The sequence below is a fragment of the Sinorhizobium sp. M4_45 genome, assembly GCF_002885915.1.
GTDB lineage: Bacteria > Pseudomonadota > Alphaproteobacteria > Rhizobiales > Rhizobiaceae > Sinorhizobium > Sinorhizobium meliloti_A.
Map to the genome: position 1 here is coordinate 213,918 of NZ_NWVE01000004.1, position 20,773 is coordinate 234,690.

Consider the following 20,773-nt stretch of genomic DNA (forward strand, 5'->3'; position numbering starts at 1 on the left):
GAGGCAGGACAGAATGAGTGAACTGGAAACATTTGAACGGACCTTGCTGGCGGAAATCGACGCCGCCGCCGACGAGGGGGCGATCGAGGCGGTGCGCGTCGGCGCGCTCGGCAAGAAGGGATCGATTTCGGAACTGCTGAAGACGCTCGGTTCGATGAGCCCGGAGGAGCGCCAGACCCGCGGCGCGCGCATCAATGCGCTGAAGAACACGGTGACGGAGGCGATCTCCGCCCGCAAGACGGCGCTCAAGGACGCGGCGATCGCCGAACGGCTGGCGCGCGAGACGGTGGACATCAGCCTGCCCGTCCGGTCCTCGCCGGCCGAGCGCGGCCGCATCCATCCGATCAGCCAGATCGTCGACGAGATCACCGCGATCTTCGGCGACATGGGTTTCTCGATTGCCGAGGGGCCGGATATCGAGACCGACTACTACAACTTCACGGCCCTGAACTTCCCCGAAGGTCATCCGGCCCGCGAGATGCACGACACCTTCTTCTTCGCGCCCGACGAGAAGGGTGAGCGCAAGGTGCTGCGCACGCACACCTCGCCGGTGCAGATACGCACGATGGAGGCCGGGCAGCCGCCGATCCGCATCATCATTCCGGGCAAGACGTATCGCCAGGATTCCGACGCGACCCACTCGCCGATGTTTCATCAGGTGGAAGGTCTCGTCATCGACAGGACGGCGAATGTCGCCAATATGCGTTGGGTGCTCGAGGAATTCTGCAAGGCCTTCTTCGAGGTCGATCAGGTGACGATGCGCTTCCGCCCGTCCTTCTTCCCGTTCACGGAACCCTCCTTCGAGGTCGACATCCAGTGCGACCGCTCCGGCCCGATCGTCAAGTTCGGCGAGGGCAAGGACTGGATGGAGATTCTCGGCTGCGGCATGGTGCATCCGAACGTGCTCAGGGCCGGCGGCCTCGATCCGGACGAATATCAAGGCTTCGCCTGGGGCATGGGCCTCGATCGCATCGCCATGCTGAAATACGGCATGCCCGACCTGCGCGACTTCTTCAATGCCGATGTCCGCTGGATGACCCATTACGGCTTCCGCCCGCTCGACATGCCGACGCTCTTCGGCGGCCTCTCGGCGTGACCCGCGCAGAAAATCAAGGACACAGGTGACATCATGAAGTTCACGCTTTCCTGGCTGAAGGACCATCTGGAAACCGACGCCTCGCTCGAGGAAATCTGCGCCCGCCTGACGATGATCGGGCTGGAAGTCGAGGATGTCGACGACAAGGCGGCGTTCAAGCCCTTCGTCATCGCCAGGGTGATCTCCGCCGAGCAGCACCCGAATGCCGACAAGCTCAGAGTGCTGATGGTCGACACCGGCTCCGGCGAGCCGGTGCAGGTCGTCTGCGGCGCGCCGAACGCGCGCAAGGGCCTCGTCGGTGCCTTTGCCGCGCCCGGCACCCATGTGCCCGGCATCGGCGTGACGCTCTCCGTCGGCAACATCCGTGGCGTCGAAAGCCGCGGCATGATGTGCTCGGAAAAGGAGCTGGAGATCTCCGACGACCACACCGGCATCATCGATCTGCCCGAGAACGCGCCGGTCGGCACCAGCTATGCGACCTATGCCGGCCTCGACGACCCGGTCATCGAAATCAACCTGACGCCGAACCGGCCGGATTGCACCAGCGTCCACGGCATCGCCCGCGATCTCGCGGCATCCGGTCTCGGCACCTTGAAGACGCGGCCGGCGCCGTCCTTCGCCGTGGAAGGCGAGACGCCCGTCAAGGTCCGCCTCGATCTCGGCGAGGACAGGCATCTCTGCCCCGGCTTCGCGCTTCGCCTCGTGCGCGGAGTGAAGAACGGCCCGAGCCCCGCCTGGATGCGCCAGCGGCTGACTGCCATCGGCCTCCGCCCGATCAACGCGCTGGTCGATATCACCAATTACCTGACCTTCGACCAGGGCCGGCCGCTGCATGTTTTCGACGCGGCGAAGGTCGAGGGCAACCTGACGGTCCGCCGTGCCAGGGAAGGCGAAAAGGTGCTGGCGCTCGATACGCGCGAATACACGCTGTCGCCCGCCAATGTGGTGATCGCCGACGAAGAAGGCGTCGAGTCGATCGGCGGCATCATGGGCGGCGAGCATTCCGGCTGTGACGAGGCGACGACCGACGTGCTGATCGAATCGGCGCTCTGGGATCCGATGAACATCGCCAAGACCGGCCGCACGCTCGGCATCATCACCGATGCGCGCTACCGCTTCGAGCGCGGCGTCGATCCGGAATACATGGCGCCTGGCCTCGAACGGGCGACCGAACTGGTGCTGGAGCTCTGCGGTGGTACCGCGGCCAAGATGGACGTCGTCGGTTATGAGGGCCACGAGCCCAAGTCCCTCGATTTCCCGGTCTCGGAGGTCAAGCGCCTGACCGGCCTCGAGGTCTCCTCCGAGGAGAGCGTTTCCATCCTCAGGAAGCTCGGCTTCGGCGTCGAGGGCTCCGGCGAACGTCTGACGGTAACCGTCCCTTCCTGGCGGCCGGACATCGACGGCAAGGCGGACCTCGTAGAGGAGGTCATGCGCATCCATGGCGTCGACAACATCGTCGCCGCGCCGCTTGCAAGCCACAATGCCGTCAACGGCAAGATCCTGACGGTGCTGCAGATCCGCACGCGCCAGGCGCGGCGTGCGCTCGCAAGCCGCGGCATGCTCGAAGCCGTCACCTGGTCCTTCATCCCGGAAGAGCATGCAAAACTCTTCGGCGGCGGCCGGCCGGAACTGAAGCTGGCCAATCCGATCGCCGCCGACATGTCGGACATGCGGCCGTCGCTCCTGCCGGGCCTCCTGGCCGCGGCGCAGCGCAATGCCGACAAGGGCTATGGCGATGTCGCGATCTTCGAGGTTTCCGGCATCTATGAGGGCGACACGCCCGAGGCGCAGCGCCGCGTCGCCGGCGGCATCCGCCGCGGCACCGCATCGCTCAACGGCACCGGCCGGTCGTGGTCGAACGCCGTAAAGGGCGGCGGCAAGCCGGTCGATGTCTTCGACGCGAAGGCCGATGCCATCGCCGTGCTCGAGGCCTGCGGCGTGCCGATGGCCAATGTCCAGTTCGAAGCCGGCGGTCCCGCCTGGTATCACCCCGGCCGCTCGGCGACGATCAAGCTCGGCCCGAAGATCGTGCTCGGCGCTTTCGGGGAGTTCCACCCGAAGACCTTGGACGCCCTCGACGTCTCCGGGCCGCTTTCGGGCTTCGAGATCTATATCGATGCCATGCCGGAGCCGAAGAAGAAGACGACCCGCACCAAGCCGGCACTGGAGCTTTCGCCCTTCCAGGCAGTCAAACGCGACTTCGCCTTCGTGGTCGACAAGGCGGTCGAGGCCGCTGCGATCGTCAGGGCCGCGTCCGGCGCCGACCGCAAACTGGTTACGGCCGTCAACGTCTTCGACGTCTTCGAAGGCGCATCTCTCGGCGAGGGCAGGAAGTCGGTAGCGATCGAGGTAACGATCCAGCCGGTAGAGCGCACCCTGACCGACGAGGATTTCGAGGCGCTGACCTCGCGCATCATCGCCAACGTGGCAAAGAGCACCGGGGGCGTGCTGCGGGCCTGATGACTAGGTGAGGGGGAGCCGGTTTGGTTTCCTCTTCCTGTGCTTGTCACAGGAATCCAGCCAGACCAAGTCCTTGGGCTGAAAGAACGCTTCCCGCGGCGCAGACGCGGCGGCGCTCTCATCCCTGTGACGAGCATAGGGATCAGGAAAAAGGAGAGATTGCAGTCCTCCGAAAAGTCCTACAGCGCCGCCGCGTCTTATGAGACGCGCAACTAGCCATGCCGGTGCCAGACCTTGTTGACGATCAGCCATCGCCCGTCGACCTTCAGCAAGGACAGGTAATCGGAATAGCGCGCGCCGGCGAATTCATCGATCACCTTCACGCTGGCGACGTCGCCGGTGACGTGGACCATCTCCACTTCCATGAGCGGCTGCGTATCCGGGGACGCCGCGCCCTCTCTCACGATGGAGGCGATGAAGGCGTCGCGTGTCTGCCACTCGACGGCTCCTCCTGAGTTGCCGACGATCGATGCGCTCGGATGGAAGGCCTTGCGCAAGGCTCCCTCGTTGGCGAAGGCCATGCCGTCGACATAAAGATGGACGACCGCGCTGATGGCCTGCTCTTCGGACATGGTTTTTTCCTCCTTTCCGGAGCGGTGACAGACGCGGCTATCCGCCCCGCAGGCCGCTCCTGTTCCCACGAAGGCGGACATCTTCTCATAGGTAGGACATCGCAATGGAATTGCGATGCCCCAGGACTTCGACGCTGCCGGTCGGGTCTTCACCTGTTCGTCAGTGCCAGCGACGCATCGGAATAGCGTTTTCCAGCGACCAGCGTTGGAGAGAGCGCTTCGCCGAGTTCGGCGCGTTCCCTGTCGGTGAGGACGATTCCGGCGGCAGCCACGTTCTGCTCCAGATGCTCGATCCTGCGCGCGCCCGGGATCGGAACGATGTCATCTCCCTGGTTGACCACCCAGGCGAGTGCGAGTTGGGCGGCCGTCACGCCTCTTTCCGCGGCCAGCCTTTCGAGGGTTGCGACCAGCGCGGCGTTGGCCTCGAAGTTCTCCTGTTGGAAGCGCGGCAGCGACCGGCGGAAATCGTCGGCAGCGAGATCTTCGACCTTGCGGATGGTGCCTGTCAGCATGCCGCGCCCGAGCGGACTATAGGGCACGAAGCCGATCCCCAGTTCGCGGCAGGTGTCGAGCACCTCCTGTTCCGGGTCGCGCGACCAGAGCGAATACTCGCTTTGTATCGCTGCGATCGGATGCACGGCATGGGCACGGCGTATGGTGGCAGCGCTTGCCTCGGAAAGCCCGAGTGCGCGCACCTTGCCCTCCTTCACCAGTTCCGCCATCGCGCCGACGGTTTCCTCGATCGGCACGGCGGGATCGACGCGGTGCTGGTAATAGAGGTCGATGACGTCCGTCCCGAGTCGCTTGAGGGAGGCCTCGGCGACGGCTTTCGCATTTTCCGGCCGGCCATCGACGCCTTTGATCGCTTCGGCGGCGGGTTTGCCCGGGTCGATGCGGAAACCGAACTTGGTGGCGATCACCACTTGGTCTCGCCGGCTCTTCAGCGCCTTGCCCAGGAGCTTCTCGTTCTCATAAGGCCCATAAACTTCCGCCGTATCGAAGAAGTCGACGCCGAGTTCGATGGCGCGGTGTAGCGTGCGGATCGATTGGCTCTCGTCGGCATCGCCATAGGCGAAGCTCATGCCCATGCAGCCGAGGCCGACGGCCGAAACGGTGAGTTCATTGCCGAGCTTGCGGGTCTTCATTGGATTTCCTTTCGGGCTGACCGCGCGGCCTGCGGGGTGGCATACGGCGTTCGCGAAGAAGATGGAGAAGCATATCGCTGGACTGAGCCTTTCGGCACGGGCCCGACGACAAGGCGAAGATAGGTGCCGCGCGGCCGGTTGAAAATCTCTGTCAATTCTCACGGGCTGTTCTATTATTTCGATCAATGAACCGCACACAGCTCTCCCAACTGGCCGTCCTTTCCGCCGTCGCCGCCCATGGCAGCTTTCGCGGGGCGGCGAAGGAACTCGGCATCGCGCCATCTGCCGTCAGCCACGCCGTGGGCAGTCTGGAAGCGAGCCTCGGCGTTCGTCTCCTCGCGCGCACGACGCGCAGCGTCGCGGCCACGGAGGAGGGAAAGCGCCTGCTGGAGCGGCTGCGGCCGGCGCTCGACGACATTGCCGAGGCGCTGCAGCGGGCGGCAGAGGCGCGCGATCGTCCGGCCGGAAAACTGCGCGTCACCGCCCCTCGTTTTGCAGCCGACCTCATTCTGGCGCCGCGCCTTGGCGACTTCCTCGGGCGCTATCCGGACATCGTCCTGGAAATCGCCAATGAGGACGGCTTCACCGATATTGTCGAGGAGGGGTATGACGCCGGCATCAGGCTCGGCGAGAGCCTGGAGGCCGACATGGTCGCGGTGAAGGTCGGGCCGGAGCTGAAAAGCGCGGTCGTCGCCGCACCGACCTATTTCGAGCGCTTCCAGCGGCCGCGGCACCCGCGCGATCTGGCGGGCCATCGCTGCATCCGCCGCCGCTTCTCCAACGGCACCCTCTATCGCTGGGAGTTCGAGAAAGAGGGGGAGGAACTGACCGTTTCGGTGAACGGCCCGCTCATTCTGGGCGAGGACCGGCCGATCATCGAGGCCGCGATCGGCGGTGCGGGGCTCGCCTATCTCTTCGAGCCGCGCGTCAGCGGATATGTAGGTGAGGGCAAATTGGTCCGGGTGCTCGAGGACTGGTGCGCGCCCTATGCGGGCCCCTTCCTCTATTATCCGACCCGCCGGCTGATGCGTCCGGCGCTCCGGGCCTTCATCGATTTCTTCCGCCACAGCGGGTGACGACCGGCGGGGAGCGCCGGCCGTCGTGACGGCTTACGCGGCCTTCTTGTTCACTTGGGCCATCGCGAGTTTCGTCAGGTCCTCGTCGGTGACGACTTCTTCCTTCAAAGTCGCGTCGAGCAGCGATACCGCATCCTTGAGACCGATGGTCTTTGCCCAGGTCTTCAGGGTGCCGTAGCGGGAGATTTCATAATGCTCGACCGCTTGCGCGGCGGAGATGAGGCCCGCATCGAGCGCGGCCGTGCCCTTGAATTCGTCCATGATCTCTTCGCCCTCGGCGACGATGCCCTCGATCGCCTCGCAGGTCTTGCCCTGCGGGCGCTTGCCGATCATTTCGAATACCTGCTGCAGCCGCTCCACATGGGTCTCGGTCTGCTCCTTGTGCTTCTCGAACGCGGCCTTCAGCTCAGGGGCCTGGGCTGCGCGTGCCATCTTCGGCAAAGCCTTCAGGATTTTCCGCTCGGCATAATAGATGTCCTTGAGCGTATCGTGGAACAGGTCGTCCAGCGTTTTTTCTTTGGCCATTTCGGGTTTCCTTCCTCGTCTGCTTCGTGTTGCCTTCGACCCGCAATCAACAGCAAAGGGCGAAGATTTGTTCCTCGCGACTGCAAAAAGCGCGTGAGACGCGGGTCAAATTCGTCGCTTTCGCGAAGGGTGTCCGTTTCACTTCAGGCGGAAATCGGGTGGTTGCAGCGTGGCGCATCGGCAATGGTCCCGCCGTCAACGCAGTCGGATGGAGAAGAATCATCTCGAGACTGGAAGGTAAGATCGCGATCGTCACCGGCGCAAGCTCGGGTATCGGCCGCGCCGCCGCGCTGCTCTTTGCGCGCGAGGCGGCAAAGGTCGTCGTCACCGCCCGCAACGAGAATGCGCTTGCGGAGCTTACCGACGAGATCACCCGAGAGGGCGGCGAGGCGGCAGCGCTTGCCGGCGACGTGCGCGACGAGGCCCTGCATGAGGCGCTGGTCGAACTGGCGGTGCGCCGCTTCGGCGGGCTCGATACGGCCTTCAACAATGCGGGGGCGCTCGGTGCGATGGGAGAGATTTCGTCGCTCAGCGTCGAAGGCTGGCGCGAGACGCTCGATACCAATTTGACGAGCGCCTTCCTGGCGGTGAAGTATCAGGTTCCGGCAATCGCGGCGCGGGGCGGCGGTTCGCTCACCTTCACTTCGAGCTTCGTCGGCCACACGGCCGGCTTTGCCGGTGTCGCCCCCTATGCGGCGAGCAAGGCGGGACTGATCGGGCTGGTGCAGGCGCTGGCCGTCGAGCTTGGCGCGCGCGGCATCCGCGTGAACGCGCTGCTGCCCGGCGGCACCGACACGCCCGCCAATTTCGCGAACCTGCCGGGGGCGGCGCCCGAGACGCGCGGTTTCGTGGAAGGGCTGCACGCATTGAAGCGCATTGCGCGACCCGAGGAAATCGCCGAAGCGGCGCTTTATCTCGCCTCGGACGGTGCCAGCTTCGTAACCGGCGCGGCGCTGCTGGCCGACGGCGGCGCTTCGGTGGCGAAGGCGTGAGCGCAGAGCGTGAGCACAGCAACTGAAAGCGGGGAAACATGAAGAAACCTGGGTCGATGAAATCGCTTGAAGACCTCGGGCGCGTACGCCTCTCGAAGAACTTTTTCCTGCGCGATTTCCTTCACTCCGAAATCGCGGAGTTCTACCGGATTCCGAATATCCCCGACGATCCGGAACTGGCGATCGAGGCCGGACGGAAACTGTGCGGCGACCTTCTGGAACCGCTCGAGGCGACCTTCGGTCGGCTGCACATCCGCTCGGGCTACCGAAACCGTGCCGTGAACGCCTTCGGCAACGCCAACAGGCTCAACTGCTCGACGAATGCGGCAACGGCCGCCGACCATATCTGGGACATGCGCGATGCGGAGGGCTGCATGGGGGCCACCGCCTGCATCGCCATTCCCTGGGTCTGGGACCGGGAACGTCACGAAGGCGGCTGGCAGAGCCTGGCCTGGTGGATTCACGACCACCTTCCCTACGCCTCGCTCTGCTTTTTTCCCAAGCTTTGGGCCTTCAACATCCAGTGGCACGAGAGGCCGCGCCGCAGGATCAGCAGCTACGCCGAGCCGCGCGGGCTGCTGACCAGGCCCGGCATGGCCAACCACGAGGGCAGCCATGCGCATTTTTACCCAGGGTTTCCGAAGCTTGCGGCCGGAGGCGGGTCTTCCTGACGAGGCAAATCCCCTCTATTCGCTCACTTCGTTCAGCCGTCTTATCGCCTCTTCCGGCAACGTCAATTCCGCCGATCTCACCAGACTTGCCAGCTGGTCGGCATTGGTGGCGCTGGCGATCGGTGCGGTGACGCCATCGCGGGCGATGATCCAGGCCAGCGCGATCTCCGCCTGTTTCGCGCCGGTCTCCTCGGCGATTTCATCCAAGACGCCGAGAATCCGCATGCCGCGTCCGTCGAGATATTTTTCGACGCCGCCGCCGCGAGCGGAGCCTTCCAGATCCTTGTGTGAGCGGTACTTGCCGGAAAGAAAGCCTCTCGCAAGGCTGAAATAGGTGATGACGCCGATCTCCTCGGCGATGCAGAGATTGCGCAGCGGACCGTCATAGGAAGCGCGGTCGTAGAGATTGTATTCGGGCTGCAGCACATCGTAGCGGGGCAGGCCGTTCGCCGCCGCGACGTCGAGAGCGTCGCGCATCTGCTGCGCATCGAGATTCGATGCGCCGATCGCCCGCAGCTTGCCCTGGGAGAGAAGCGTATCGTAGGCGGCAAGCGTCTCTTCATAGGGTGTGCCGGGGTCCGGCCAGTGGGAGAGATAGAGGTCGATATAGTCGGTCTGCAGGCGTTTCAGCGATTCCTCGACTGCCTGCATGATCCAGCGCCGCGAGAGGCCCTTGCGGTCGGGTCCGAGCTCCGAACCGACCTTGGTGACGATGACGGCGCTGTCGCGCGAGCGTCCGGATTGCTTCAGCCATTTGCCGATGATCGTTTCCGACTCGCCGCCTCTGTTGCCCGGCGCCCAGGAGGAATAGACGTCGGCGGTGTCGACGGCGTTGAAACCTGCATCGAAAAAGGCATCGAGAAGCGAGAACGACGTTTTCTCATCCGCGGTCCAGCCGAAGACGTTGCCGCCGAAGACGAGCGGGGCAATCGAGAGGCCGGTACGGCCAAGTCTGCGCATTTTCATGGTTTCGCTCCATGTGGTTGGATGAAAACAAGCTGCGATGGGGAGGATTGCGGCAAAAACATAGGCCAGCTCGCCATCGAATGACACCGGCATTCGTGGTTTTTCTGACCTCGCCACGGCTTGCTAGGTACGTACCTCGGGGATAGTCTCGGCGCAGCTTTTGACCCAGGGGAATGTCGCGCGTCCTTTGCGGCGCGCACGAAAAGGAGTCTGCCTCATGCTGCGTTTCGGAATTTTGTCGACGGCCAAGATCGGCCGCGAGCTCGTCGTACCCGCCATCCAGGACGCCGAGAACTGCGTCGTCACGGCGATCGCGAGCCGCGATCTCGCCAAGGCGAGGACCATGGCCGACCGTTTCTCCGTGCCGCATGCCTTCGGCTCCTATGAAGAGATGCTCGCCTCCGACACGATCGACGCCGTCTATATCCCGCTGCCGACGTCGCAACATGTCGAATGGGCGATCAAGGCGGCGGATGCCGGCAAGCATGTGCTTTGCGAGAAGCCGCTGGCGCTCAAGGCCGAAGAGATCGACGCCGTGATCGCGGCGCGCGAGCGCAACAGGGTGCTGATCTCGGAAGCCTATATGGTGACCTACAGCCCCGTCTGGCGGAAGGTGCGCTCGCTCATCTCGGAAGGTGCCATCGGGCGCCTCAGGCATGTCCAGGGCGCCTTCACCTATTACAACCGCGATCCCGGCAACATGCGCAACGTCCCCTCGCTCGGCGGCGGCGGTCTGCCGGATATCGGCGTCTATCCGGCAATCACGACCCGGTTTTCGACCGGCAGGGAGCCGCTGCGCGTCCAGGCCAGTACCGAGCGCGATCCGGAATTCGGCACCGACATCTATTCGAGCGTTCGTGCCGACTTCGGCGATTTCGAGCTGAGCTTCTATATCTCGACACAGCTCGCCGCCCGCCAGGTCATGGTCTTCCACGGCGACAAGGGCTACATCGAGGTGAAATCGCCCTTCAATGCCGATCGCTACGGTCGGGAAGAGGTGGAATTGACCAACCAGAACCACGGCCAGTCGCAGCTCTTCCGCTTCCAGGATGCGCGTCAGTACAAGCTCGAGGCCGAGGCCTTCGCACGTGCTGCGAAAGGTGAAGCGGAGGACGTGGTGACGCTGGAAAACTCGCGCCTGAACCAGATGTTCATCGACGCGATCTACCGCGCCAGCGAAAAAGACGGCTGGGAGCCCGTCTGAAGCTAAAGGATCGGCCCGACGCACATTGCGCCGGGCCGGTCCATTCATGCCGCCTGGAGCAGCCGCGCCTGAGACGCGCCCCGCATCTTGAAGAAGAGAAAGTCGGCGACGCCCACCATGGCCACGACGATCAGCGCCATTCCTGCGATCGTCAAGGCCGAATAGGCAGACGCAAGAATGGCCAGGCTTCCGACCTGCCAGAGTATGTCGCCGGCGATGCTGATCCGCGTTGCGAGGGCGCTCGGCCCTTCTTTTCTGGCGGCGGCAAGGTGGAAGGCGCCCCAGACGAGGAGCCCAGCGCCAAGCGCCATGATCACCGCAGGCGACAGGGCGGGACTGACGACCGCCGCAAGCGGTGGCGCTGCCGTGAGGAGAGCCGAGCCGGCGATCAGCGAAAAGATGCCGTCGGCGAGAAATGTCTTGTTGAGAAGAGAGCGGGTGGAAAGGTCGAACATATCTGTCTCCATCGGTTGTCGATGGGCAGATGCTGGACCAGAGCGGTCATTAAACCAATTACCTCCGAGGTAATGGATTTTGTGCCGCGTTCGGGCGACGCTGCCCCCGCAACAGGGAAGATAAAGATGGAATTCGGCAGCCGCCTGAAGGAATGGCGAGGACATCGCCGCATGAGCCAACTCGATCTCGCAATGGCGGCGGGCATTTCCGCGCGCCATCTCTCGTTTCTGGAGACGGGCCGCTCCAAGCCGTCCGAGGGAATGATCCTGCGGCTCGCCTCGGTTCTCGACGTCCCCGCGCGTGAACAGGGCACGCTCTTCACCGCGGCGGGCTACCGGCCGCGCGTTGCGGCGCGGCCCGCGACGGGTCTCGATGCAATGCCTCCGGCTGTCGCGCATGCCATCCGGCTGATGCTCGACCGGCACGATCCCTATCCGGGCCTCGTTTTCGACCATCAGTATACGGTGCTGCTGACCAATCCGGCTTTCGAGGCGCTTGTCGGTGCCACGGGCGTTCCGTTCAAGCCGGGGGAGAACTTCCTCGACGGCTTTCTCGGTGCGGAGAAGGTCCGCGGTCTCGTGGTCAATTGGGAAGCCGCCGCAGCCGATCTCGTTCAGCGGGTGCGCATGGAGGCGTGGCTGCAGGGTCCGCGCAGCCCATTGCAGCGAAGGCTGGACAGGCTGGTTGCCGACCCGGCGGTGGCAATGGCGATCGACAACTTCCCGGCGACGGACCGCTTGCCGGTGCTGCCCATCGAACTGCGCATCGGCGAAGCGTCGCTCAGCTTCATCACGACGCTTTCGACCTTCGGCTCGACTCAGGACGCGCTCGTTGAGGGCGTTCTGATCGAATCCTTCTTTCCGGCCGACGACGCGACCCGGCGCTTCTTCGGGCAGGTCGGGCGCGACGTCCAGTAGAGCACTACCGGGAGAGCCGCACACTCTCCCTGAATTGTTCCAGATCGTTTTCACCATTCCACACGGGACGGGAAACGATGTAGAAAAACGCGCCTTGCTGCTGATCTTCGCCGCGCTGTCGGCTACAAGTGACGCATGACTTCGTTCTTTGATTCCGAATCTCCCTCCAACGTCGCCGAATATTCGGTGTCGGAACTGTCCGGCTCGATCAAGCGCACGATCGAGCAGACCTTCGAGCATGTCCGGGTGCGGGGCGAGATTTCCGGCTATCGCGGTCCGCATTCGTCGGGCCATGCGTATTTTGCCTTGAAGGACGATCGCGCCCGCATCGACGCGGTCGTCTGGAAGGGTACCTTCGCGCGGCTGAAGTTCCGGCCGGAGGAGGGGATGGAGGTCATCGCGACCGGCCGGGTCACGACTTTCCCCGGCTCGTCCAAGTACCAGATCGTCATCGACTCGCTGGAGCCCGCGGGTGCAGGTGCGCTGATGGCGCTGATCGAGGAACGCAAGCGTAAGCTTGCCGCGGAAGGGCTTTTCGATGCGGGCCGCAAGCGGCCGCTGCCTTTCATGCCGAGGGTCATCGGCGTCGTGACCTCGCCGACCGGGGCTGTGATCCGCGACATCCTGCACCGCATTGCCGACCGTTTCCCGGTCCATGTCACCGTCTGGCCGGTGCGCGTGCAGGGCGACGGCGCCTGCGAGGAGATCGTGGCAGCGATCGAAGGTTTCAATGCGCTGCAGCCGGGCGGCGCCATTCCTCGGCCCGACGTGCTGATCGTCGCGCGCGGCGGCGGCAGCCTCGAGGATCTCTGGTGCTTCAACGACGAGGCCATGGTGCGCGCCGCGGCGGCTTCCGCCATCCCTCTGATCTCGGCCGTCGGCCACGAGACGGACTGGACCCTGATCGACCATGCGGCCGACCAGCGGGCGCCGACGCCGACCGGTGCGGCCGAGATGGCGGTACCGGTGAAGGCCGATCTCGAGGCCCAGCTCGCCGGTCTCGCAGCCCGGCTCAAGGGCGCCGCGGCGCGGCAGATGGACAATCGCCGCCAGACGCTGCGTTCGCTTGCACGGGCGCTGCCCTCGCTCGACCAATTGCTCGCCCTGCCGCGGCGTCGCTTCGACGAAGCGGCCGCCGGACTCGGCCGTGGCCTGCAGATGAACACGGCCAACAAGCGGCGAAGCTTCGAGCGCAATGCGGCCCATCTCCGGCCGGAGCTCCTGATGGCAAGGATCGTCGATCGGCGCCAGCGCGTCTTAGATGCCGTAAACCGGGCCGAGCGCATCGTCGAGCGTAAGCTTCAACGTGGCGCTCAGCGCATTTCGTCCGCCGATGCCTCGCTCCGTGTTCTGCCGTCACGGCTGATCGGCCAGATTCATCGCGCATCGGATCGCGTCTCCAGCCTGAGCAAGCGTGGGGATGCGGCAATCGCCGCCGATCTGCGCAGGATGAAAAGCGCGCTTTCGGCGCAGGATCGCGTGCTGCAGTCGCTCTCCTATCACAGCGTTCTGCAGCGCGGCTTCGCGCTGGTGCGCGATGCCGCGGGCGAGCCGGTGAAACAGGCGGCTGCCGTGCATCCCGGGATGGCGCTTTCGCTGGAATTCGCCGATGGCCGCGTGGCGGCAGTCGCCGGCGAGGACGGCACTCCGCCGCAGTCGCCGAAGAAGCGGCCTGCGCGCTCCGGCGAGCCGACGAAGCAGGGCAGCCTCTTCTGATGCATATCCTGATGGTGCTCGCCCATCCGCTCGAAGAGAGCTTCGCTGCGAGTGTCGCGCGCGTGGCCAGGGAGACGCTCGAGGCCAAAGGCCATACGGTCGATCTGCTCGACCTTTATCGCGAAGGATTCGATCCGCGGCTGACCGTGGCCGAGCGGGGCAGCTATTTCGATAAAGGTTACGACGCCTCCGGGGTCTCCCGCTGGGTCGAGCGGCTGCGGGCTGCGGACGGACTCGTACTCGTCTTTCCGCAATGGTGGTTCAATTTCCCGGCGATCCTCAAAGGTTTCTTCGATCGCGTCTTTGCGCCCGGGGTCGCTTTCGACCATGATGCGGCGGGCGGCCGTATCATTCCTCGCCTCGGCAACATCAAGCTGTTCTGGGCGCTGACCAGTACCGGGTCCCCCTGGTGGGTCGTGCATCTCTACATGGGAAATCCGGTGCGGCGGCTGCTGAAGCGCGGCATCGCCGCCTTCTGCGGCAAGGGGCTGGACTTCCGCATGCTCACTCTGCACGACATGGATCGGGCGACGGAGGCGAAGCGGAAGCGCCATCTCGAGCGTGTGAGGGCTCTGGTGAGCCGGATCTGACCGGCAACCTATTCGAAGACCGCGAGGAATTTCCTGAGCAGCGCGTCCAGAGCCTCCCGTTCGTCGGGTTCGAGGCCTGCAACGAGGCGCTGCTGGTTGGCGACATGGTCAGTGACTGCGGCGTCCACGCGCTTGAGGCCCTGCGGCGTCAGGGCGATGAGGACGCCGCGCCGGTCTTCCGGATTGTCCAGGCGCTCGACAAGCCCGGCTTTCTCGAGCTGGTCGATGCGGTTGGTCATCGTGCCGGAGGTGACCATCGTCGTTCCCAACAGATCCCCCGGCGAGAGCCGGAAGGGCGGGCCGGAGCGCCGCAGCGTTGCGAGCACGTCGAAACTCGCCGAGTTCAGGCCGTGTTCGGCAAGGGTGCTTTCCACCTCGCGAGCGAGATGGGCCCGGAGCCGCGATAGTCGGCCGAGCAGACCCATGGCCGTCACATCGAGCTCCGGCCGCTCTCTGCGCCACTGCGCCAGGATTTTGTCTACGTGATCCATATCCGTCTGCATTAGAGTACTTCCAGGAAAAGCGTGTAACGGTTTCCGTCCTTTCTATGAAACGTTGGAATGCTCCAGCGATCGGAGTGAACGCTTCATCCTTCCTGAAGTCGTAGCCACCATGTATCTTGACGTCAAGATAAATTGGATTAGAGTTATCTTGACGTAGAGATTCTTGAGGTGAAGATATGGGTATCCGCAGCTCCGATATTCTGCTCACGGCTATAGCGCCGGCCATATGGGGCAGTACCTATCTGGTCACAACGGAATTTCTGCCGGCGGGTTACCCGGTCACGGTCGCAATGCTCAGGGCGCTTCCGGCAGGGCTGCTGCTGCTTGTCGTCCGGCAAATGCCGACGGGTGTATGGCTGGCGCGCAGTTTCGTGCTCGGCGCGCTCAACTTCTCGTTCTTTCAGACGATGCTTTTCGTTTCCGCCTACCGGCTGCCCGGCGGTGTCGCCGCAACCGTCGGAGCCATTCAGCCGTTGATCGTGATCGTCCTGTCGCGCATCGTTCTCGGCTCGCCGGCCCGTGCCTTGAGCGTCGTTGCCGGCGTTGCCGGCATGGCGGGGGTCGCGCTCCTGGTGCTGACGCCGAAAGCGGCGCTGGATCCGGTGGGCGTCGCGGCTGGCTTGGCAGGCGCCATCTCCATGGCATTCGGCACGGTGCTGAGCCGACACTGGACGCCGCCGGTCTCGCCGCTCACCTTCACCGCCTGGCAATTGGCGGCCGGCGGACTGCTTCTGGTGCCGGTCGCCTTCCTGCTGGAACCCTCTTTGCCATCGCTCACTGAAGCGAATATTCTGGGTTTTATCTATCTCGGCCTGATCGGCACGGCCTTCACCTACCTGCTCTGGTTCCGCGGGTTATCGCGGCTCGAACCCTCCCAGGTTTCGCCGCTCGGCTTCTTGAGCCCGGTCGTCGCGATCCTCATCGGCTGGACCGTACTCGATCAGCAGCTGACGGCGGTGCAGGTGCTTGGGATCGCAACCGTCTTCGCAAGCGTGTGGATGAGCCAGTATGCACAGGCGACGCACCGCGCGGCATCCGCGCCCTCTCTTCGGGTTTAACCAGAGGACCGACCTTCTCCCCGCAAGCGGAGAGAGCGGATGTCCGCGATGATACGCTGCCGCGAGTCTGCTTCGCCCCGTCCGCAGGAAGAAGGTGCGGCAGGCGGATGAGGGGCACCGCCATGCCGCAAAACGATCAGGCCCACTCGCCCTTGCGCATGACGGGCACACGGCTGCCATCGAGGCGCACGCCGTCGATGTCCACTTTGCCGGAGCCGATCATCCAGTCGATGTGGATCAGGCTCGAATTGCCGCCCTGGGCGCGGATCTGCTCCTGGCTGAGGCTTGCACCGTCGAGGAAGCACTTCGAATAGCACTGGCCGAGCGCGATGTGGCAGGAGGCGTTCTCGTCGAAGAGCGTGTTGTAGAAGAGGATGCCGCTGGCCGAAATCGGCGAGGAATGAGGCACCAGCGCCACTTCGCCGAGCCGCCGGGCGCCCTCGTCGGTATCGAGCACCTTGTTCAGCACCTCTTCGCCCCGCGAAGCCTTGGCCTCGACGATCCGGCCGGCTTCGAAACGCACCTGAATATTGTCGATCAGCGTGCCTTGGTGGGAGAGCGGTTTGGTGCTCGAAACATGGCCTTCGACGCGCAGCGCGTGCGGCGTCGTAAACACCTCCTCGGTCGGGATGTTCGGATTGCAGGTGATGCCGTTCTTGGCGACCGAGGCGCCGCCGTGCCACTCATGCCCATCGGCGAGTCCGACGGTGAGGTCGGTGCCGGGCCCGGTGAAATGCAGGGCGGCGAAGCGCTCTCCGTTCAGCCAGGCCGAGCGCCGGTGCAGCTCGGCATTATGGTCCTTCCATGCGGCGATCGGATCGTCGACGTCGACCCGCGACGCTGCGAAGATGGCGTTTGCGAGTTTTTCGACGGCGGCCGCTTCCGGATCGTCCGGGAACATCTGCTTCGCCCAGGAGGGGTTCGGATAGGAGACGATGTTCCAGTTGATGTCGAAATTGGAGATCTTCTCGAGCGCCGGCTTGTAGGCGATCGAGTTCGCCTTGTTGGCGCGGGCGACCTTCGCCGGGTCCTGAGCCGAAAGCAGCATCGGGTTGTCGCCGGCGATGGCCAGGCGCGCAGCTCCTCCGGCATAGGCTTTGGCCATGCCTTCATAGAGCCAGTCGCTGGCGCGGTCGAAGCTCTCGTCGGGCGCATGGGCATAGCGGGCAAGCGTCGCTTCCTCGTCGGCGTAGAAGGTCGTCACCAGTCCGGCGCCTGCCATATAGGCGTGCTTGGTGATGAGACGCACGAGCGGCAGCGCCGCAATCGGCGCGGTCATCACCAGGTCCTGACCCTTCTGCAATTGCAGACCGATCTTGATGGCGACCTCGGCGAGCTTTTCGAGCTTGACGGGATCGATTGGATTCCTCGTGGATTGGAGGGGGGCGTTCATGGCGGCTCCTGCTCGTCTTCTTGCGGATGTCAGCGGTTTTAGACCGGTTCCGCGGAAAACAGAAGGGTTCTTCAGGCCGCCACTCTTCCGGTGTCGAGCAACGCCGCTTGGTGCTGCTCGAGGAACGCCATCAGCCGTTGCGGATAGTCCTCGCCCACTGCGGCTTTCACGCTCGGCCTCCGGGCCAGCGCCTCGCGCCAGGCGATGACGCGCGGCAGGTCCTTGAAGATGCCGCGGTCGGAGATCTGATCGAACACGTCGAAATAGCGGAAGATCGGCGCAAAGACCGCATCTACGAGGCTGAAGCGGCCGCCTGCAAAATACGGACCCTCGGCAAGCTCCGCCTCCATGGTCGCGAATTTCGCCTGGAGGACCTTGCGCTTGGCCTCCAGTGCCGCGGGGTCCTGGGTCGTTTCGTAGACCCAGAGATCGGCAAGGATGGAAGAGCCGAACTCCATCCAGCCGCGATGGCGCGCGCGCAGCAACGGATCGGCGGGATGAAGCTTCGGTCCGGTCTGCGTCTCCTCCAGATACTCGCAGATGACGCTGCTCTCGAAGAGGATCGCTTCGCTCCCGCTTTGCGGAATGCGCAGCAGCGGCACCTTGCCGAGCGGTGAAATCCTCAGGAACCAGTCCGGCTTGTCGGCGAGATCGATATTGACGCGTTGGAAGGGCACGCCCTTTTCCGCATGCGCGATCGCGGCGCGTTGCACATAGGGGCAGAGATGGTGGCTGATCAGGGTGAGTTGCGCGGTCATCGGTCGCTCCCGGTTCGATTTAGATGCATCTGCATATAACTTGTCTTGCCAAATGGGTCAAGATAGATGTAACTGCATCTATGAGCATGAAGAAGACGGAACGCAGCGAGCCGACCGAGGCCGCTACCCTTGCATGGATCGGTCTGATGCGGGCACAGCAGCGCCTGCTATCCGCCATCGAAAAGGATTTCAAGGAGGCGGCCCTGCCGCCGCTGGCGTGGTACGACGTGCTGTGGGAACTGGTGAAGGCGGATGGCGGGAGACTGCGGCCCTTCGAGATCGAGGCGCGCACGCTGCTTGCCCAGTACAATCTTTCGCGCCTGATCGACCGGCTGGAGAGGGAAGGGCTCGTGCAGCGGAAGGCCTTCGACGAGGACGCGCGCGGCTGCTGGGTCGTGGTGACCGAGAAGGGGCGGGACACCCGGAAGCGCATGTGGCAAACCTATGCGCCTTCGATCGCGCGCCATGTCGGCGCGAAACTGAGCGAAGGAGAGGCACGCGAGCTCGCGACGCTGCTTTCGAGACTCGGCTGACGCGCGCCCTTCTTCTGCGCAGAGATCAGGCGATCAAAGGCGCGGCGACTGCCCGCAACACGGCCTGCGCGTCCTTCGGTGCAAGCCGTACCTGCAGACCTCTTTGCCCGCCATTGATGAACACCAGTTCTTCGGCAAGCGCCGCTTCCTCGATTGCGGCCGGAACGGTCTTCCTTTGCCCGAAGGGGCTGATGCCGCCGACGTGATAGCCGGTGAGCCGCTCGGCGTCCGCCGGCTTCATCATGCTTGCCGACTTGCCGCCGAAGGCTGCGGCGAGCTTCTTCATGCTCACCTCCCGGTCCGAGGGCACGATGCAGCAGACCGGCTTGCCGTCCACCTCGGCCATCAGCGTCTTCAGCACGCGGGAAGGGTCTTCGCCGAGCGCCTCCGCCGCCTGCAGTCCGACGCGTTCGGCACCGGGATCGTAGTCATAGCTGTGAACGGTGAAGATGACGCCGGCCTTTGCGAGAGCCTGCGTCGCCCGGGTCGTCTTCGACATGGTCTAAGCCCCGAACGCGGCTTCGTAGAGTTCCGGCTTGAAGCCGACGAGCAGCCTGCCCTGGGCCTCGAACACCGGGCGCTTGATCATCGACGGCTGCTCGAGCATCAGCGCGATCGCCTTGTCGGCCGTCAGGTCCCGCTTGTCGGCCTCATCCAGCTTGCGGAAAGTGGTGCCCGAGCGGTTGAGCAGCGTCTCCCAACCGAGTTCGGCGCACCAGCGCTCGAGTCGCGCGCGATCGATGCCTTCCGCCTTGTAGTCGTGGAAATCGTAGGAAGTGCCGCGGCTGTCGAGCCAGTTCCGCGCCTTCTTCATCGTATCGCAGTTCTTGATGCCGTAGATCGTAACCGTCATGCCGAATCTCTCCGTACTTCCAGATGCGGGAGGACATAGCCGGGCGCCGCGCGTCGGAAAAGGCCCGGAGCATAAGACAAGAGATCAGAGACTGGTGAACTTGCCGGCAACCTCGGCGGCTTCCGCCGTCTTGAGCCCGGCGATGTTGATGCGGCCGGATGCCGGCATATAGATGCCGTGCTCGGTCCTCAGCCGCATCACTTCCGCTTCGGAAAGCGGCAGCATGGAAAACATGCCCTCCTGATCGGCGACCGCGCCGAGGCTCTGCCAGCGGGTGCGGAGTCCCTCGGAAAGCGATCGCCGCAGGCCGGTCATCCTGAGCCGCATCGACTCGAGCTCCTCCGCCCAGTCGCGCCTGAGGTCCGGGTCGTCAAGGATCGTCCGCACCACCGCTGCGCCGTGATCCGGCGGCATGGAATAGCTGGTGCGGGCGAGGCCCGCGAGGTTTGAGCGCACCCTGTCCGCCGACGCAGAAGAGCTGGTCCGCGCGAAGATCGCGCCCGTGCGCTCGCGATAAAGCCCGAAGGACTTCGAGCAGGAAACCGCGACGAGCGCTTCCGGGACGACGCCGAGAAGATGCCTGAGGCCCGCGACATCCTGGTCGAGCCCGCGGCCGAAGCCCTGATAGGCGAGGTCGACGAGCGGCAGCAGGCCGCGCTCGGCGACCAGGGCGGCGATTTCCATCCATTGCGCTTCGCTCAGGACGCCACCGGTCGGGTTGTGGCAGCTTGCATGCAGCAGCACGGCGTCGCCGGGTGCGGCACCTTCCAGAGCGCTCACGAGGTTATCGAAGATTACCGACTGCGACGGAATGTCGAAGAAGTCGTAGGTGGCGATATCGAGCCCGGCCGCCTTGAAGATCGGCGCGTGGTTCGGCCAGCTCGGCAGCCCGAGCCAGATGCCTCGGCCGCCCATGCGCGCAATGAGGTCAGCCGCCAGGCGGAGTGCGCCGGAGCCGCCGGGCGTCTGGACGCCCGCAACGTGGCTCCGCTCGATCGTGTCGCCGCCGACGAGTTCCCATAGCCGATCGAGGAAGACGAGGTCGCCTTCGGGGCCGATATAGGCCTTGCTGTCCTGTGTCTCGAGAAGCCGCTTTTCCGCCGCCTTGACGGCCCGGAAGATCGGCGTGCGTCCGGTCTCGTCGCGATAGACACCAACGCCGAGATCGACCTTTCCAGGGCGCTCATCCTTTCTGAACAGGCCGATCAGGGCCAGCAAGGGATCGTCGGCTTGGCGGGCGAGGGCGTCGAACATCCGGTATTCCTTGTGGAGCAGTGGATCGAATCATA

At 64.4% G+C, this 20,773-nt stretch carries 22 protein-coding genes; 11 read left to right on the forward strand and 11 right to left on the reverse strand.

The window, feature by feature from the left end; genetic code table 11:
- Window positions 1-13 precede the first annotated feature (13 nt).
- Both pheS and pheT read left to right on the forward strand, forming a co-directional pair.
- Window positions 14-1,096, forward strand: a complete 1,083-nt coding sequence (gene pheS / locus CN933_RS14055) for a phenylalanine--tRNA ligase subunit alpha (RefSeq protein ID WP_018093895.1) — start codon at window positions 14-16, stop codon at window positions 1,094-1,096.
- Window positions 1,097-1,129: 33 nt separating this feature from the next.
- Window positions 1,130-3,556, forward strand: coding sequence for a phenylalanine--tRNA ligase subunit beta (gene pheT, locus CN933_RS14060; protein WP_102761791.1), 2,427 nt, complete (start codon window positions 1,130-1,132; stop codon window positions 3,554-3,556).
- Between the two features lie 212 nt (window positions 3,557-3,768).
- On the opposite strand, the gene CN933_RS14070 is transcribed toward pheT, so the two are convergent.
- Together CN933_RS14070 and CN933_RS14075 are read right to left on the reverse strand one after the other, a co-directional pair.
- Window positions 3,769-4,128 (reverse strand): nuclear transport factor 2 family protein, encoded by a 360-nt coding sequence (locus CN933_RS14070; protein ID WP_018093897.1) that lies wholly within the window; start codon window positions 4,126-4,128, stop codon window positions 3,769-3,771.
- Between the two features lie 149 nt (window positions 4,129-4,277).
- Complete coding sequence (locus tag CN933_RS14075) at window positions 4,278-5,273, reverse strand: aldo/keto reductase (protein WP_102761792.1); 996 nt, start codon at window positions 5,271-5,273, stop codon at window positions 4,278-4,280.
- Between the two features lie 185 nt (window positions 5,274-5,458).
- On the opposite strand from CN933_RS14075, the gene CN933_RS14080 reads away from it, so the two are divergent.
- On the forward strand, window positions 5,459-6,349 hold the full coding sequence (locus CN933_RS14080; protein ID WP_018093899.1) for a LysR family transcriptional regulator: 891 nt from the start codon (window positions 5,459-5,461) through the stop codon (window positions 6,347-6,349).
- Window positions 6,350-6,382: 33 nt separating this feature from the next.
- On the opposite strand, the gene CN933_RS14085 is transcribed toward CN933_RS14080, so the two are convergent.
- Entirely contained in the window at window positions 6,383-6,874 is a 492-nt protein-coding gene (locus CN933_RS14085) for a YciE/YciF ferroxidase family protein (RefSeq protein ID WP_018093900.1), read from the reverse strand.
- Window positions 6,875-7,095: 221 nt separating this feature from the next.
- Here CN933_RS14085 and CN933_RS14090 point away from each other — a divergent pair, with 221 nt between their 5' ends.
- Both CN933_RS14090 and CN933_RS14095 read left to right on the forward strand, forming a co-directional pair.
- The gene (locus tag CN933_RS14090) at window positions 7,096-7,866 is read left to right on the forward strand and encodes an SDR family oxidoreductase (protein ID WP_026168500.1); all 771 of its coding nucleotides are present in this window, start codon (window positions 7,096-7,098) and stop codon (window positions 7,864-7,866) included.
- A 38-nt stretch (window positions 7,867-7,904) separates the two neighbouring features.
- Window positions 7,905-8,537 carry a hypothetical protein gene (locus CN933_RS14095; RefSeq protein WP_018093902.1) on the forward strand — a complete coding sequence of 211 codons (633 nt, stop codon included), beginning with the start codon at window positions 7,905-7,907 and terminating at the stop codon, window positions 8,535-8,537.
- A 15-nt stretch (window positions 8,538-8,552) separates the two neighbouring features.
- Here CN933_RS14095 and CN933_RS14100 read toward each other — a convergent pair whose 3' ends face one another.
- Window positions 8,553-9,503 (reverse strand): aldo/keto reductase, encoded by a 951-nt coding sequence (locus CN933_RS14100; RefSeq protein WP_026168501.1) that lies wholly within the window; start codon window positions 9,501-9,503, stop codon window positions 8,553-8,555.
- A 217-nt stretch (window positions 9,504-9,720) separates the two neighbouring features.
- Between CN933_RS14100 and CN933_RS14105 the strand changes: the two genes are divergently transcribed.
- Window positions 9,721-10,707 carry a Gfo/Idh/MocA family protein gene (locus CN933_RS14105; RefSeq protein WP_018093904.1) on the forward strand — a complete coding sequence of 329 codons (987 nt, stop codon included), beginning with the start codon at window positions 9,721-9,723 and terminating at the stop codon, window positions 10,705-10,707.
- A gap of 44 nt (window positions 10,708-10,751) precedes the next feature.
- Here CN933_RS14105 and CN933_RS14110 read toward each other — a convergent pair whose 3' ends face one another.
- Window positions 10,752-11,162, reverse strand: coding sequence for a hypothetical protein (locus CN933_RS14110; RefSeq protein ID WP_018093905.1), 411 nt, complete (start codon window positions 11,160-11,162; stop codon window positions 10,752-10,754).
- A 126-nt stretch (window positions 11,163-11,288) separates the two neighbouring features.
- On the opposite strand from CN933_RS14110, the gene CN933_RS14115 reads away from it, so the two are divergent.
- From CN933_RS14115 to CN933_RS14125, 3 genes are all read left to right on the forward strand, one after another.
- Window positions 11,289-12,080: a helix-turn-helix domain-containing protein gene (locus CN933_RS14115; RefSeq protein ID WP_018093906.1), complete on the forward strand. Its 792-nt coding sequence runs from the start codon at window positions 11,289-11,291 to the stop codon at window positions 12,078-12,080.
- A gap of 135 nt (window positions 12,081-12,215) precedes the next feature.
- Window positions 12,216-13,796: an exodeoxyribonuclease VII large subunit gene (xseA, locus tag CN933_RS14120; protein WP_102761793.1), complete on the forward strand. Its 1,581-nt coding sequence runs from the start codon at window positions 12,216-12,218 to the stop codon at window positions 13,794-13,796.
- Entirely contained in the window at window positions 13,796-14,386 is a 591-nt protein-coding gene (locus CN933_RS14125) for an NAD(P)H-dependent oxidoreductase (RefSeq protein WP_018093908.1), read from the forward strand. Before xseA ends, CN933_RS14125 begins: the two co-directional genes overlap by 1 nt.
- Window positions 14,387-14,394: 8 nt before the next feature.
- Here the strand turns inward: CN933_RS14125 and CN933_RS14130 are convergent, their stop codons facing one another.
- On the reverse strand, window positions 14,395-14,889 hold the full coding sequence (locus tag CN933_RS14130; protein WP_018093909.1) for a MarR family winged helix-turn-helix transcriptional regulator: 495 nt from the start codon (window positions 14,887-14,889) through the stop codon (window positions 14,395-14,397).
- Window positions 14,890-15,065: 176 nt separating this feature from the next.
- Between CN933_RS14130 and CN933_RS14135 the strand changes: the two genes are divergently transcribed.
- Complete coding sequence (locus CN933_RS14135) at window positions 15,066-15,947, forward strand: EamA family transporter (RefSeq protein WP_018093910.1); 882 nt, start codon at window positions 15,066-15,068, stop codon at window positions 15,945-15,947.
- Window positions 15,948-16,083: 136 nt separating this feature from the next.
- On the opposite strand, the gene CN933_RS14140 is transcribed toward CN933_RS14135, so the two are convergent.
- Window positions 16,084-17,340: an aminopeptidase gene (locus CN933_RS14140; protein ID WP_018093911.1), complete on the reverse strand. Its 1,257-nt coding sequence runs from the start codon at window positions 17,338-17,340 to the stop codon at window positions 16,084-16,086.
- 71 nt (window positions 17,341-17,411) lie between these two features.
- Window positions 17,412-18,098, reverse strand: coding sequence for a glutathione S-transferase family protein (locus CN933_RS14145; RefSeq protein WP_102761794.1), 687 nt, complete (start codon window positions 18,096-18,098; stop codon window positions 17,412-17,414).
- 80 nt (window positions 18,099-18,178) lie between these two features.
- On the opposite strand from CN933_RS14145, the gene CN933_RS14150 reads away from it, so the two are divergent.
- Window positions 18,179-18,631, forward strand: coding sequence for a MarR family winged helix-turn-helix transcriptional regulator (locus CN933_RS14150; RefSeq protein WP_018093913.1), 453 nt, complete (start codon window positions 18,179-18,181; stop codon window positions 18,629-18,631).
- A 25-nt stretch (window positions 18,632-18,656) separates the two neighbouring features.
- Here CN933_RS14150 and ybaK read toward each other — a convergent pair whose 3' ends face one another.
- The 3 genes from ybaK to tatA all read right to left on the reverse strand — a co-directional run bounded on the left by ybaK (window position 18,657) and on the right by tatA (window position 20,738).
- On the reverse strand, window positions 18,657-19,130 hold the full coding sequence (gene ybaK, locus CN933_RS14155) for a Cys-tRNA(Pro) deacylase (protein ID WP_018093914.1): 474 nt from the start codon (window positions 19,128-19,130) through the stop codon (window positions 18,657-18,659).
- 3 nt (window positions 19,131-19,133) lie between these two features.
- Window positions 19,134-19,484 carry an ArsC family reductase gene (locus CN933_RS14160; RefSeq protein ID WP_018093915.1) on the reverse strand — a complete coding sequence of 117 codons (351 nt, stop codon included), beginning with the start codon at window positions 19,482-19,484 and terminating at the stop codon, window positions 19,134-19,136.
- Window positions 19,485-19,568: 84 nt separating this feature from the next.
- Entirely contained in the window at window positions 19,569-20,738 is a 1,170-nt protein-coding gene (gene tatA, locus CN933_RS14165) for a tyrosine aminotransferase (protein WP_018093916.1), read from the reverse strand.
- Window positions 20,739-20,773: the final 35 nt, after the last annotated feature.